General features: G+C 71.6%; 13 protein-coding genes and 1 riboswitch. Of the genes, 10 read left to right on the top strand and 3 right to left on the bottom strand.

The features are described from left to right. From AQI88_RS01610 to AQI88_RS01585, 6 genes are all read left to right on the top strand, one after another. A partial coding sequence (locus tag AQI88_RS01610) for a flavodoxin-dependent (E)-4-hydroxy-3-methylbut-2-enyl-diphosphate synthase (protein WP_159050280.1) occupies positions 1-466 on the top strand: 466 nt, incomplete at its 5' end. A gap of 40 nt (positions 467-506) precedes the next feature. Continuing rightward, positions 507-2,429, top strand: a complete 1,923-nt coding sequence (gene dxs / locus AQI88_RS01605) for a 1-deoxy-D-xylulose-5-phosphate synthase (protein ID WP_066990505.1) — start codon at positions 507-509, stop codon at positions 2,427-2,429. Next, positions 2,426-3,811, top strand: a complete 1,386-nt coding sequence (locus tag AQI88_RS01600; RefSeq protein WP_066990502.1) for an aspartate aminotransferase family protein — start codon at positions 2,426-2,428, stop codon at positions 3,809-3,811. Before dxs ends, AQI88_RS01600 begins: the two co-directional genes overlap by 4 nt. A 258-nt stretch (positions 3,812-4,069) precedes the next feature. Further along, positions 4,070-4,312: a hypothetical protein gene (locus AQI88_RS47380; RefSeq protein WP_244184007.1), complete on the top strand. Its 243-nt coding sequence runs from the start codon at positions 4,070-4,072 to the stop codon at positions 4,310-4,312. A gap of 109 nt (positions 4,313-4,421) precedes the next feature. Then, the gene (locus AQI88_RS01590) at positions 4,422-5,033 is read left to right on the top strand and encodes a helix-turn-helix domain-containing protein (protein ID WP_066990492.1); all 612 of its coding nucleotides are present in this window, start codon (positions 4,422-4,424) and stop codon (positions 5,031-5,033) included. Next, positions 5,030-5,152, top strand: a complete 123-nt coding sequence (locus AQI88_RS01585) for a DUF6126 family protein (RefSeq protein WP_066990490.1) — start codon at positions 5,030-5,032, stop codon at positions 5,150-5,152. Before AQI88_RS01590 ends, AQI88_RS01585 begins: the two co-directional genes overlap by 4 nt. A 20-nt stretch (positions 5,153-5,172) precedes the next feature. Here AQI88_RS01585 and AQI88_RS01580 read toward each other — a convergent pair whose 3' ends face one another. Then, a complete protein-coding gene (locus AQI88_RS01580) occupies positions 5,173-5,970 on the bottom strand; it encodes a tyrosine-protein phosphatase (RefSeq protein ID WP_066990488.1) in 798 nt (265 codons plus the stop codon). Positions 5,971-6,141: 171 nt separating this feature from the next. On the opposite strand from AQI88_RS01580, the gene AQI88_RS01575 reads away from it, so the two are divergent. The 4 genes from AQI88_RS01575 to AQI88_RS01560 all read left to right on the top strand — a co-directional run bounded on the left by AQI88_RS01575 (position 6,142) and on the right by AQI88_RS01560 (position 11,471). Continuing rightward, on the top strand, positions 6,142-8,241 hold the full coding sequence (locus tag AQI88_RS01575; protein WP_066990486.1) for an alpha-galactosidase: 2,100 nt from the start codon (positions 6,142-6,144) through the stop codon (positions 8,239-8,241). Positions 8,242-8,543: 302 nt separating this feature from the next. Then, positions 8,544-8,709: riboswitch (cyclic di-AMP (ydaO/yuaA leader) on the top strand. A 2-nt stretch (positions 8,710-8,711) separates the two neighbouring features. Further along, the gene (locus AQI88_RS01570; RefSeq protein WP_066990484.1) at positions 8,712-9,599 is read left to right on the top strand and encodes a M23 family metallopeptidase; all 888 of its coding nucleotides are present in this window, start codon (positions 8,712-8,714) and stop codon (positions 9,597-9,599) included. Positions 9,600-9,824: 225 nt separating this feature from the next. Next, positions 9,825-10,541, top strand: coding sequence for a DUF6250 domain-containing protein (locus tag AQI88_RS01565; protein ID WP_066990481.1), 717 nt, complete (start codon positions 9,825-9,827; stop codon positions 10,539-10,541). A gap of 144 nt (positions 10,542-10,685) precedes the next feature. Continuing rightward, entirely contained in the window at positions 10,686-11,471 is a 786-nt protein-coding gene (locus AQI88_RS01560) for an SGNH/GDSL hydrolase family protein (protein WP_066990478.1), read from the top strand. 71 nt (positions 11,472-11,542) lie between these two features. Here the strand turns inward: AQI88_RS01560 and AQI88_RS01555 are convergent, their stop codons facing one another. Both AQI88_RS01555 and AQI88_RS01550 read right to left on the bottom strand, forming a co-directional pair. Further along, complete coding sequence (locus AQI88_RS01555) at positions 11,543-12,163, bottom strand: TetR/AcrR family transcriptional regulator (protein WP_107118429.1); 621 nt, start codon at positions 12,161-12,163, stop codon at positions 11,543-11,545. A gap of 95 nt (positions 12,164-12,258) precedes the next feature. Continuing rightward, positions 12,259-13,437 (bottom strand): glutamate dehydrogenase, encoded by a 1,179-nt coding sequence (locus tag AQI88_RS01550; protein ID WP_066990471.1) that lies wholly within the window; start codon positions 13,435-13,437, stop codon positions 12,259-12,261. Positions 13,438-13,626 lie beyond the last annotated feature (189 nt).

Genomic DNA, 13,626 nt, shown 5'->3' with positions numbered 1-13,626 from the left:
TGTCACCGAGGCGGGCCCGGCCTTCCAGGGCACCATCAAGTCGGCCGTCGCCTTCGGCGCCCTGCTGTCGCGGGGCATCGGCGACACCATCCGCGTCTCCCTGTCGGCCCCACCCGCCGAGGAGGTCAAGGTCGGCATCCAGATCCTGGAGTCGCTGGGGCTGCGGCAGCGGCGCCTGGAGATCGTCTCGTGCCCGTCCTGCGGGCGGGCCCAGGTGGACGTCTACAAGCTCGCCGAAGAGGTCACGGCAGGACTGGACGGCATGGAAGTGCCGCTCAGGGTCGCGGTGATGGGCTGTGTGGTCAATGGTCCGGGTGAGGCGCGCGAGGCCGACCTCGGGGTTGCCTCGGGCAACGGCAAGGGGCAGATCTTCGTCAAGGGCGAGGTCATCAAGACCGTGCCCGAGTCGAAGATCGTGGAGACCCTCATCGAGGAGGCCATGAAGCTGGCCGAGCAGACCAGGTGAAGTGAGGCAAGGCACGGCACGGACCGAGAGGGGGCCCAGCGTGACGATTCTGGAGAGCATCCGGGGACCACGCGACCTGAAGGCGCTGTCCGAGGCGGAACTCGGCGAACTGTCCGAGGAGATCCGTGAGTTCCTGGTGCACGCGGTGGCGAGAACCGGCGGGCACCTCGGGCCCAATCTGGGGGTGGTGGAACTCTCCATCGCGCTCCACCGGGTCTTCGAGTCACCGGTCGACCGCATCCTGTGGGACACCGGCCACCAGAGCTATGTCCACAAGCTGCTGACGGGACGCCAGGACTTCTCCAAGCTGCGCGGCAAGGGCGGCCTGTCCGGCTACCCCTCGCGCGAGGAGTCCGAGCACGACGTCATCGAGAACAGCCACGCCTCCACCGCGCTCGGCTGGGCCGACGGCCTGGCCAAAGCCAACCAGGTGCAGGGGGAGAAGGGCCATGTCGTCGCGGTCATCGGCGACGGCGCGCTGACCGGCGGCATGGCCTGGGAGGCGCTGAACAACATCGCGGCCGCCAAGGACCGGCCGCTGATCATCGTCGTCAACGACAACGAGAGGTCGTACGCCCCGACCATCGGCGGCCTCGCCAACCACCTCGCCACCCTGCGCACCACCGACGGCTACGAGAAGGTCCTGGCCTGGGGGAAGGACGTCCTGCTGAGGACTCCGGTGGTCGGCCACACCCTCTACGAGTCCCTGCACGGCGCGAAGAAGGGCTTCAAGGACGCCTTCGCCCCGCAGGGGATGTTCGAGGACCTGGGCCTGAAGTACCTCGGCCCGATCGACGGACACGACATCAAGGCCGTCGAATCGGCGCTGCGCCGCGCGAAACGCTTCCACGGGCCGGTCCTGGTCCACTGCCTCACCGAGAAGGGCCGCGGCTACGAGCCCGCCCTCGCCCACGAGGAGGACCACTTCCACACCGTCGGCGTGATGGACCCGCTGACCTGCGCACCGCTCGCGCCCGCCGGCGGACCGTCCTGGACCTCGGTGTTCGGCGACGAGATCGTCAGGATCGGCGAGGAGCGGGAGGACGTCGTGGCGATCACGGCGGCCATGCTGCACCCGGTGGGCCTCGGCAGGTTCGCCGAGCGCTTCCCCGACCGGGTCTGGGACGTGGGCATCGCCGAGCAGCACGCGGCCGTCTCCGCGGCCGGTCTCGCCACCGGCGGCCTGCACCCGGTCGTCGCCGTCTACGCCACCTTCCTCAACCGCGCCTTCGACCAGCTGCTGATGGACGTGGCCCTGCATCGCTGCGGGGTGACCTTCGTGCTGGACCGGGCCGGCGTCACCGGCGTCGACGGGGCCTCCCACAACGGCATGTGGGACATGTCCGTCCTCCAGGTCGTACCCGGCCTCCGGATCGCCGCCCCGCGCGACGCCGACCAGCTGTGCGCCCAGCTGCGGGAGGCCGTGGCCGTGGACGACGCGCCCACCCTGGTCCGCTTCCCGAAGGAGTCGGTGGGTCCCGGGATCCCGGCGATCGACCACGTCGGCGGTATGGACGTCCTGCACCGCGGCGAGCGCCCCGAGGTGCTGCTGGTGGCCGTCGGCGTGATGGCGCCGGTGTGTCTCCAGGCTGCCGAGCTGCTGGCGGCGCGGGGCGTCAACTGCACGGTGGTGGACCCCCGTTGGGTCAAGCCCGTCGACCCGGCGCTGCCGGGCCTGGCCGCCGGGCACCGCCTGGTGGCCGTCGTCGAGGACAACAGCCGGGCCGCCGGGGTCGGTTCGGCCGTGGCACTCGCCCTCGGTGACGCGGACGTGGACGTGCCGGTGCGGCGGTTCGGCATTCCGGAGCAGTTCCTCGCACACGCCAAGCGCGGCGAGGTGCTGGCCGACATCGGTCTCACGCCCGTCGAGGTCGCGGGACGGATCAGCGCGAGCCTGGCCGCCGAGGACGCGCGTTCCGCCGTCAGGAACACGGGGGGCACAGTCAAGGAGAGAGCCGAATGACCACGGAGTTCGACCTCGGCGCGCTCCTCGCCGAACGCGGAGCCGAGCGCTACGAGCTGCACACGAAGTACCTCAACGCGCAGCTCCCGCGCATGCTGCACACCATCGGCTTCGACAAGGTCTACGAGCGGGCCGAGGGCGCCCACTTCTACGACGCGGACGGCAACGACTACCTGGACATGCTCGCCGGGTTCGGGGTGATGGGCCTGGGCCGCCACCACCCGGTCGTCCGCAAGGCGCTGCACGACGTCCTGGACCTGAACCTCGCCGACCTCACCCGCTTCGACTGCCAGCCGCTGCCCGGCCTGCTCGCGGAGCGGCTGCTCGCCCACAGCCCGCACCTGGACCGGGTGTTCTTCGGCAACAGCGGCACCGAAGCGGTCGAGACCGCCCTGAAGTTCGCCCGGTACGCCACCGGCAGGCCGCGGATCCTCTACTGCGACCACGCCTTCCACGGCCTGACCACCGGCTCCCTGTCCGTCAACGGCGAGGACGGCTTCCGCGACGGCTTCGCCCCGCTGCTGCCCGACACCGCCGTACCCCTCGGCGATCTCGACGCCCTTGCCCGCGAGCTGAAGAAGGGCGATGTCGCCGCCCTGATCGTGGAGCCGATCCAGGGCAAGGGCGTGCACGAGGCCCCGCCCGGCTATCTGCGCGCCGCGCAGGAACTGCTGCACCGGCACAAGGCGCTGCTCATCGCGGACGAGGTGCAGACCGGCCTCGGCCGCACCGGAGACTTCTACGCCTACCAGCACGAGGACGGTGTCGAACCCGACCTGGTGTGCGTGGCCAAGGCGCTCTCCGGCGGCTATGTCCCGGTCGGCGCCACCCTCGGCAAGGACTGGATCTTCAAGAAGGTCTACTCGTCCATGGACCGTGTCCTGGTCCACTCGGCGAGCTTCGGATCCAACGCCCAGGCCATGGCAGCCGGCCTCGCCGTGCTCTCGGTCATGGAGAACGAGCAGATCGTCGCCGGGGTGCGCACGACGGGCGACCTGCTGAAGTCCCGGCTCACCGCACTGACCGGCACGTACGAGCTGCTCGCCGACGTCCGTGGCCGGGGCCTGATGATCGGCATCGAGTTCGGCAGGCCCGCGTCGCTGAAGCTGCGCAGCCGCTGGGCCATGCTCCAGGCCGCGCGCAAGGGCCTGTTCGCCCAGATGGTGGTCGTACCGCTGCTGCAACGCCACCGGATCCTCACCCAGGTCTCCGGCGACCACCTGGAGGTGATCAAACTCATCCCGCCGCTGGTCGCCGGCGAGGCCGACGTGGACCGGTTCGTCGACGCCTTCACGGCCGTCATGGACGACGCACACAGCGGCGGCGGCCTGATGTGGGACTTCGGCAAGACACTGATCAAGCAGGCGGTGGCCAACCGCTAGCCCGGCTCGTCGGCCGGGGCCCCGCTGCGGGCCCCGGTCAGGAGACGGCCCGTCCCGCCCTCTCCGTGCGGACCGCTCACCGGTCGGCCGTAGCGGGACGCCGCTCCTCACCGACCTCGACGCGCGCGGACCCTACGAGCGGCGGCTCACGGCGCGGCCGCCTTCGCCGGACGGGACGCCGGCTTCCTCGCCGAACGGCTGGCCGACCTCGACGCGGTCGTCGCCGGGTACGCCCTGCGCGCCGCCCGTGTTCTGCCCGTGCCGGACGAGGCGGTGGAGGCGGCGTACGACGACGCACCGGCCGAACGGCGCCACCGGCCGGCCCGCCTGCTCGCCTCCGGCGGCCGTACCGCGCTCGCCGAGCGGCCGGTGGCACGGCTGAGCGCGGAGTGGGGCGACGCCGAGGCCGCCCGGCGTTCGCCGCGCGGGAGCTGCCCCGGCCGGCGCACGCCGTCGACGGCCGGAGAAAACTCGCCTGCTGCGCGGGCATCCGCACCCTGATGTCAGGCACCAGGCCTACCGGAGCATGACGGCCACGGAATGACCGTCCGGCTTTTGTCTGTGAGGCAATAAATTTGCCGCACAGGCAAGCCTCCGGCTCAATGGAGACATGAACGCTCCCGAGCCCGGGCCCGGCGACGATCTGCCCGCCGTCGCCCCGCAGCTGCGCGCCCTGCGCCGGCGCGCCGGCCTCACGCTGGAGGCCGCGGCCCGGTCCGCCGGGCTCTCGCCCGCTCACCTCTCCCGGCTGGAGACCGGGCAGCGCCAGCCCTCGCTGCCGATGCTGCTCGCGCTCGCCCGCATCTACGGTACGACCGTCTCGGAGCTGCTCGGCGAGACGGTCGCCGACCGGGACGCGATCGTGCGCGCCGCCGACATGGAGCCGACCCGCGCGGGCGGCTGGACGTACTTCCAGGCCGGAGCTCCCGGGCGGGGCATGCAGGCGCTGCGCGTCCGGGTGCCGTACGGCACCCAGGGCGACATCGTGCGCGTCCACCCCGGCGAGGAGTGGCTCTACGTCCTCAAGGGACGGCTCGGCCTGCGCCTCGGCGACACCGCGCACCTGCTCGCGCCCGGCGACAGCGCGCACTTCGACTCGCTCACCCCGCACCGCCTCGCCGCCGAGGACCACGACGGCGTGGAGCTGCTGTTCGTCCACACCCTGCTGCAGAGCCCCACGGCCACGCTGTGCCTGGGCCCCCTGACCGGAGAGCTGCCATGAGCAACCTCGAGGAGAAGTTCCCCCGCGCCCTGTGGATCCGCCTCATCATCTACATCGCCCTCGGCCACGTCCTGGCGGCGTTCCTCTACCTGCTGTTCGCGGTCGGAGCCAAGGGCTGACCACCGGACACGGAGCGGCCTCAGTCGAGCAGGCGCGCCCGCAGCCGCTCGCGGGTCCCGGTGGTGAGCCCCAGCCCCTGCTCGAAGTAGGCGTCGGCGCCGCCCCAGGTCTCCTCGATGCTCTCGAACGCCGCCTGGAGGTACTCGGCGCGCGCGTCGAAGAGGGGGCTGAGCAGCTCCATCACCTCGGGCGTGTACGCGGTGTCCGCGTTGCCGTTGCGGCGGACCTTGTAGCGCCGGTGCTTGGCGTTCGACTCCAGGTAGTCGGCGACGATCGCCTCGCGGTCCACGCCCACGGCGAGGAGGGTGACGGCTATGGAGATGCCCGCGCGGTCCTTGCCCGCCGCGCAGTGCATCAGCGCCGGCACGCTGTCCCCGGCGAGCGCGTGCAGCACCCGGGAGTGCTCGGCGGTGCGCTCCTTGACGATCGTGCGGTACGAGGTGACCATCCGGGCCGCCGCCTGGCCGTCCGCGAGGAGGCCGCGCAGCTGGTCGAGGTCGCCGTCGCGGACCAGCTTCCAGAACTCGGCGCCGTCCGCCGGGTCGCTCAGCGGCAGGTTCACGTTCCGCACGCCGGGCAGCTCGACGTCCGGGCCCTCCAGCTTCTGGTCGGCCGCGTTGCGGAAGTCGAAGATCGTGTGCAGGCCCAGGGACGCGAGGAAGGCCGCGTCCTGTTCGGTCGCGTGCGCGAGGTGACCGCTGCGGAACAGCACTCCGTGGCGCACCCGCCGTCCGTCCCCGGCCGGCAGTCCGCCCACGTCACGGAAATTGCGCACTCCGGCCAGCTCGGGCTCGGTCGACGGGACCTGCTGCGTCACGGGGGCTCCTTTCGGTCGGCCCCGCCGATACGGCTCGTCAACGGGCGCCCAGTCGACCATACGACATCGATTTCCTCGGGCAATGAGTTGTCCACAGGCGTTGCCACCAGGGGCAGCAGGGCTAATGATGTTCGCACTTGAGCGTATCTGTTGGCACCTGTGAGGTTCTTGATGGTGGACATCGCCGAAAACGGTCGTACGTGGCTCCTGTCGGGGCCCACCAGCAGTTATGCGCTGCATCTCGCCGACGCGGACGAACTGCTGCACCTCCACTGGGGGCCACGGATCACGCTCGCCGACGCAGAAGCCCTGGCGGTGAGCCCGCTGCCGGCCTACTGGCCCTTCGAGTCCCCGCTCGACGGCCGCGAGGAGTACCCCGTCGAGGGCGGCCCCCGCTTCGTCCGCCCCGCCCTGTCCGTGCGCACCGAGGAGCGGCGCGGCACCGAGTGGCGCTTCGTGGCGTCCTCCGTCGAAGGCGGTGCAGACGGTGCAGACGCCGCCGGCGAGGAGCTGCGGCTGCGCTTCGACGACGACGGGTTCGCCGTCACCCTGCACTACCGGATGCGCGGGGACGTCGTGGAGCGCTGGGCGACCGTGGAGAACGGCGGGCACGCGCGCGTGGAGCTGCTGCGCGCCGACGCCGCCACCTGGACCCTGCCCGACCGCGAGGGCTGGCGGCTGTCCCAGCTGCACGGCCGCTGGGCCGCCGAGTCGCTGCTCACCACCGCCCCCCTCACCTACGGTGAGAAGGTCATCGGCAGCCGCCGCGGCCACACCGGCCACCAGCACCTGCCCTGGGTCGCGCTCGACACCGACGCCACCGAGGAGCACGGCGAGGTCTACGGCTGCGCGCTCGGCTGGTCCGGCTCCTGGCGGATCGCCGTCGCCCAACTCCCGGACGCGCGCGTGCAGATCACCGGCGGCGCCGGCTACGACGACTCGGGCCTGCTGCTGCTCCAGCCGGGGGAGTCGTACACCACCCCCGTCTTCGCGGGCCTGTGGAGCGACGGCGGCTTCGGCGGGGCCAGCCGCACCTGGCACGCCTACCAGCGGGCCCACGTCATCCCGGACGCGGAGCAGGACCGGCCGGTGCTGTTCAATTCCTGGGAGGCCACCACCTTCGACATCTCCGAGGACCAGCAGGCCGCCCTCGCCCGGCGGGCCGCCGCGATCGGCGTCGAGCTGTTCGTCGTGGACGACGGCTGGTTCGGCGCCCGCACCAGCGACCGGGCCGGGCTCGGCGACTGGACGCCCAACCCCGACCGCTTCCCGAAGGGCCTCAAGCCGCTCGCCGACTACGTGCACGCCCTGGACATGCAGTTCGGCATCTGGGTCGAGCCCGAGATGGTCAACCCGGACAGCGACCTCTATCGCGCCCACCCCGACTGGGTGCAGTACCAACCGGGACACAAGCGGACGGAACTCCGCAACCAGCTCGTCCTCAACCTCGCCCGCGAGGACGTCCAGGAGTGCCTCTGGCAACAGCTGGACACCCTTCTGTCCAGTGCCCCGATCGACTATGTGAAGTGGGACTTCAACCGCTGCTTCACCGACGCCGGCTGGCCCGGGGAGCCGTACCCGCAGCGCCTGTGGGTCGACCACGTCCGCGCCCTGTACGCCCTGCTGGACCGGCTGCGCGCCGCTCACCCGCACGTGGCCTTCGAGTCCTGCTCGGGCGGCGGCGGCCGGATCGACCTCGGTGTGCTGAGCCGCACCGACCAGGTGTGGACCTCCGACAACACCGACCCGCTCGACCGGCTCGCCATTCAGCACGGCTTCAGCCAGATCCACCCCGCGCGAGTCATGGCCGCCTGGGTCACCGACAGTCCGAACACGCAGCTCAACGGGCGGGTCAGCTCGCTGCGGTTCCGCTTCGTCAGCTCGATGGCCGGGGTGCTCGGCGTCGGCGGCGACCTCACCGAGTGGACCGAGGAGGAGCTGGCCGAGGCCCGGGACTGGGTGGCCCTCTACAAGGAGATCCGTCCCGTCGTCCAGCACGGCGACCTCTACCGGCTGCGACCCCCGGCGGGCGGCCTGAGCGCCGTCCAGTACGTCCTCGGGGAGGAGACCGTGGTCCTCGCCTGCCTCCAGGCGCAGCACTACGGCGAGCCGGTGCCGGCGCTGCGGCTGCGCGGCCTCGACCCGACAGTGTCGTACGAATGCCGTGAAACGGGCGAAGTTCACCGTGGTGCCGTCCTGCTGCATCGCGGGCTGCGCACCGGACTGGCGGGCGACCTGGATGCGACGGTTCTCCGGCTGCGCCGTATCTGAGCCTTCTGTCTGAATTGGGGCCTTCATTCCAACTCGCTCTGGAATGGGGGGGCGTGGGGAGGCGGTGCGTGAGGAGCGTCATATTCGTGACCGTGCGTCGCGCGTCATGTCCACGTAATTCCCGTATCGGCAAGGGAATTTGAAAAAGGAGGGGATCCGGTAATTCACGGAGGGTGACCGTGAATTTCCGGATTCGATCAGCTGGAACAGGGATGCCGGGAACCGGCTGCTTGTCCGCTGCGTCTTGCTCGCTTACGTTCGCCACCAATCCGGACGGAACGCCGAATCCTGCCGCCGCCCGGAGTCCCCACACACTTCACCCGTGTTGGCAGGAGCGGGGGACCCGCCAGGTACGACTGCCTGTCTTGGTCTCCGAGACAGGCTCGGGGTGCAGCCGTGCCCTTGCACGGCCGGGCAGCTCCAGCCCGAACCCGACAGCTCACCTCGCAGGCGCCGGAGAGGAATGCGTCATGCCCGCGAAGGGTAAGCACCGCCGCCCCAAGCCCCCGCGTTTCACCCGCTCGATCGCTGTCGCCGGCACCGGCGGTGCCGCGCTGGCCCTGCCGCTCTTCGGGGCCACCGGAGCGCACGCCGTCGCCACGCAGTCCGTTTCCGGAAAGGCCGTGCAGTCCCTTCCGGCCGTGGCAAAGACGGCCGAGAAGAAGGCTCCCGCGCAGCGGAATTCGGGCGTGCGCACCTACACGGTGAAGTCCGGCGACTGGCTCGCGAAGATCGCCGACCAGCAGAACGTGAGCGGCGGCTGGCACCGGCTCTACGACGACAACCGGCAGGCGGTCGGCGAGAACCCCTCGCTGATCCACTCGGGTCTGAAGCTGTCGCTCGGCGAGAAGCCGGCCCGGACGCACACCGGGTCCGCCGCGCCCGCGCAGCCCGCGCAGTCGTCGGACTCCGGCTCGAAGGCCTCCGGGTCCACCACCACCCCCTCCACCGGTTACACCCTCCCGGTCACCGGCGCCACCGTCGGCACCGGCTACCACGTGGCCGGCAGCATGTGGTCCAGCGGCTACCACACCGGCGTCGACTTCGTCGTCCCGACCGGCACCTCCGTCAAGGCCGTCGCCGCCGGCACCGTCGTCTCCGCCGGGTGGGGCGGCGCGTACGGCAACCAGGTCGTCATCAAGCTGAACGACGGCTACTACGCCCAGTACGGCCACCTCTCCCAGCTCTCCGTCTCGGCCGGCCAGACCGTGACCGAGGGCCAGCAGATCGGCCTGTCCGGTGCAACCGGCAACGTGACCGGCCCGCATCTGCACTTCGAGATCCGCACCACGCCGGACTACGGCTCGGACGTGGACCCGGTCGGCTACCTCCGCGCGCACGGCGTCCCCGTCGGCTGAGCCGCCACACCTCCCTCGGAACCACCTGCCTGACACGCCGCCCGAAGGCCGGACCCCGATCCCCGGGTCCGGCCTTCGGAGTTGCATACGGGCGGCTCGTCTCGTTGCGGTCCTGTGGCGCCTGTGCCCCGGCTGTCGACAGGAGGAGGGCGGTGAGGCCACAGTGGCCCACGGGAGGGCAAGCGCTTTCCCAGCGCCCGCCCCTCCCGGAAGGAGCTCGTCGACGTGACGACCACGCGCAGGGCATGCGGAGCCCTGGCCGCCTCGGCCGCCCTCGCGGCACTCACCCCCGTGCCGACCGCGAACGCCGCGCCCCGCCACCGCCGCTTCCTCGCCCACGACGACTTCCGGCACGGCCTGGGCCGGTGGGCCGTCGAGCTGGAGAAGGGCGGCACCGTCACCGCCGCCCACGGCGTCCTGGACGTCGACGTTCCGGCCGGCGCCACGGTCTGGTTCAGGCAGAAGCTCGAAGGACCCTATGTCCTCGAGTACACCGCCACCCCGGTGTCCGAGGGCGGCGCCAACGACCGTGTCTCGGACCTCAACAACTTCTGGAACGCCACCGACGTCCGCTCCCCGGACGACATCTTCGCCATCCCGCGGGCGGGCGCACTCGCCGAGTACGACTACCTGAAGACCTATTACGTCGGCTTCGGCGCCAACACGAACACCACCACCCGGCTGCGCCGGTACGTGGGCCAGGCGGGGGTGCGTCCCCTCGTCCTCGACTACACCGAACCCCTGCTCGTCGCGAACGAGCCCCACCACGTCCGGATCGTCTCCGACGGCTCGACCGTGCGGTGGTGGAACAACGGGCGGCTCGTCTTCGACTACACCGACCCCGAGCCCTACACCGGCGGGCACTTCGCCTTCCGGACCACGTGGAGCCACTTCCGGATCAGCGGCTTCCGGGTGTGGCGATCGACCCGTCAACGCCCGTGACCAGGCCCTTATTCCTGGGCGGCCAACTATTTGAAGGTGTCTTATCTCACCGTTCGTCAACCCCATATTACGGTCGCGTAAGTCACATCCGAAGGTGAATCATGGTCCGACGTGGCAGACGATTCGAAGAATGACAGCAGATCAGTGATCGGGTCGTACGTGTCGGTGGGGGACAGCTTCACCGAGGGCGTCGGCGACCCCGGCCCCGACGGGGCGTTCGTGGGCTGGGCCGACCGGTTCGCGGTACTGCTCGCCGACCGGCGGCCCGAGGGCGACTTCACGTACTCGAACCTGGCCGTGCGCGGAAAGCTGCTCGACCAGATCGTGGCCGACCAGCTCCCGAAGGCCGTCGAACTGGCCCCGGACCTGGTCTCCTTCTGTGCGGGCGGCAACGACATCATCCGGCCCGGCACCGACCCGGACGAGGTGGCCGAGCGCTTCGAGCGGGCCGTGGCCCTTCTCACCGAGGCCGTCGGCACCGTGCTGGTGACGACCGGCTTCGACACCCGTGGCGTCCCCTTGCTCAAGCACATGCGCGGCAAGATCGCCACCTACAACGGGCACGTGCGCGCCATCGCCGACCGGTACGACTGTCCCGTGCTCGACCTGTGGTCCCTCAAGTCCGTCCAGGACCGCAGGGCATGGGACGACGACCGGCTGCACCTCTCGCCCGAGGGGCACACGCGCGTGGCGCTGCGCGCCGGCCAGGCCCTCGGCCTCCAGGTCCCGGCCGACCCGGAGCAGCCCTGGCCGCCGCTCCCGCCCCGGGGCTCCCTGGAGATCCGCCGTGACGACGTCCACTGGGCCCGCGAGTACCTCGTGCCGTGGATCGGCCGCCGACTGCGCGGCGAGTCCTCCGGGGACCATGTGACGGCGAAGGGCACCCTGTCGCCGGACGACATCAAGATGCGGATCGCGTCGGTGGCCTGACGGCCCGCACCCGTGCCCCGTACCGCAGGCTCAGCGGTGCGGGGTACGCGTGTGTGCCCCGCACCGGCGTCTCACCGCCCCGGTGCGGTCAACGCCTCCCGCTCCAGCCCGAGTTCCCGCGCCAGGGCGTCGTCCGCCCACGTCTGCGCCCGGGAGCGCGGCACCGCACCCGGATACGACGTCAGCTGCACGGCCAGCCCGTCCAGGAGCGCGGTCAGCCGCAGGGCTGCCCCCGCCGGGTCGGCGCACACGAACTCGCCCGCTGCCACGCCCTCCGCGATGACCTCGGTGATGGCCGCCTTCCACTGCTTGTCCAGGTCGCGGGTGACCTCTCGGAGGGAGGGGTCGCGCAGCGCCACCGCCCAGCCCTCGATCCACAGCCGCCAGCCCTTGGCGTGGCCCGTCGGCGCGTACCAGCGCACCGCCGCCCGCAGCCGGCGCAGTGCGGACGTCCGCCGGCCCAGCAGCCCGCGCAGATGTGCGAGGTCGTCCTCGGCCGCGTAGGCGAAGGCCTCGGCGACCAGCTTCTCCTTCGTCGAGAAGTGATACAGCACCAGCGCGTTGCTCACGCCGAGCGCGGAGGCCACGTCGGCGATCCTGACCGCCGACACCCCCCGCACCTCGATCTGCTCGATGGCCGCCCGCAGCAGCTCCTCCCGCCGCTCGGCCACACTCAACCGCACTCTCGCCACGCGGTCACCCTAATCGCTCGTGAGGGCGGTCCCGAACGGATCCGCCGCCCATGGCCGGTTCACGTGCCCCGGCCCGATCCGGCGGGCGGCCACCGTCACCGGTACCACCCGAAGCGGTCGGCGATCACCGGCAGGCGGTCCGTCACCAGGGCGTGGGCGGCGGTGCGCGGGGTCGTCCCGTCGGCCTCCACGCGGGCGAGCATCAGATCGATCAGCGCCCGCATCGAGCGGCGGATGTGCGCGAACGCCTCGGCCGCGTCCGGGCCGATGTCTCCGAACAGGGTCCACCACCACCATGCGTTCGTCCCGGAGTTGACCACCACGTCCGGCAGCACGGTGACCCCGCGCGCGGCGAGCAGCTCCTCCGCCTCGGGCCGGACGGGCAGGTTGGCGGCCTCGACGATCCAGCGGGCGGTGATCCGCTCCTGGTTGGCGGTGTCGATCGCGTACGACACCGCCGCGGGCACGAGCACCTCCGCACCGGCGGACAGCCAGGCGTCGCCGGGCAGTTCACGGTCGCCGGGGCGCAGCGCCGAGCGGTCGACGGTGCCGTACGCGTCCCGCGCGGCCAGCAGGGCCTCGACGTCGAGTCCGGCCGGGTTGGCGACGGTGCCCTTGACGTCGGCGACGGCCACCACGCTGAGGCCCGCGCGCGCGAGGAAGCGCGCCGTTGCCCCGCCCATCGTGCCCAGGCCCTGTACGGCGACCCGGGTGCCCGGATACGGCACCGACGCCCGGTCCAGGGCCGCGAGCACCGACTCGGCGACCCCGCAGCCGCCCGCCAGCTCGTCCAGGCCGATGCCGTCCACCTCGACCGCGAAGGCGTCCGCGAGCCGCTTGCGGGCCGCCCTCTCGTCGTCCAGCAACGGATAGACGGCCTGGACGCAGGAGGCCAGTCCCGCCTCGGCGGCCGCCCGGTCCACCAGGTCCTGGGTGAGACCCAGGTCCTCCCCGGTGGTCCAGAAGCTCTCGATGTACGGCCGCATGGCGCGCAGGTAGCGCACCAGCAGCCCGTACGCCTCCGGGTCCCGCGGATCGCAGTCGATGCCGCCCTTGGCGCCGCCGAGCGGGATGTAGCGGCCCTCCGGGTCGTAGTGCAGGGCCTCCTTCATCGTCATGCCGCGGGCGAGTGCCGCGACCTCCTGGAGGGTGCAGCCGGCCCGCATCCGCAGTCCGCCGCTGGCCACACCCCGCACCAGCCGGTCGACGACCAGGAAGCCCTGCCGTCCGGTGACGTGGTCGGTCCAGACGAGCGACATCAGGGGGGCGGTCATGGGTGCCTCCAAGGGCCACGCGCGTGCTGACCGGAGGGGAGCAGGGCGCCAATTACTGAATCGTGAGTCAGTATCCGGAGTGGGTCGGGGCACTGTCAACGCGCGGCGGGAACGCCCGTGCGAGTGCGGTGGGCACCCACCGGCCCGGGGGGAACCCCGTGACCGGCCTGTCGGAGGGGCCGACCATAA

The sequence above is a fragment of the Streptomyces cellostaticus genome (genome assembly GCF_001513965.1).
Lineage (GTDB): Bacteria > Actinomycetota > Actinomycetes > Streptomycetales > Streptomycetaceae > Streptomyces > Streptomyces cellostaticus.
The sequence above is the reverse complement of the archived record's forward strand: the minus strand, read 5'-3'. Positions and strand labels throughout refer to the sequence as shown.

Bases quoted from the DNA above. Each gene is read 5' to 3' on its own strand.
- AQI88_RS01600 (WP_066990502.1), top strand. From the start codon at position 2,426: ATGACCACGGAGTTCGACCTCGGCGCGCTCCTCGCCGAACGCGGAGCC.
- AQI88_RS01590 (WP_066990492.1), top strand. From the start codon at position 4,422: ATGAACGCTCCCGAGCCCGGGCCCGGCGACGATCTGCCCGCCGTCGCC.
- AQI88_RS01585 (WP_066990490.1), top strand. From the start codon at position 5,030: ATGAGCAACCTCGAGGAGAAGTTCCCCCGCGCCCTGTGGATCCGCCTC.
- AQI88_RS01575 (WP_066990486.1), top strand. From the start codon at position 6,142: ATGGTGGACATCGCCGAAAACGGTCGTACGTGGCTCCTGTCGGGGCCC.
- AQI88_RS01570 (WP_066990484.1), top strand. From the start codon at position 8,712: ATGCCCGCGAAGGGTAAGCACCGCCGCCCCAAGCCCCCGCGTTTCACC.
- AQI88_RS01550 (WP_066990471.1), bottom strand. From the start codon at position 13,437: ATGACCGCCCCCCTGATGTCGCTCGTCTGGACCGACCACGTCACCGGA.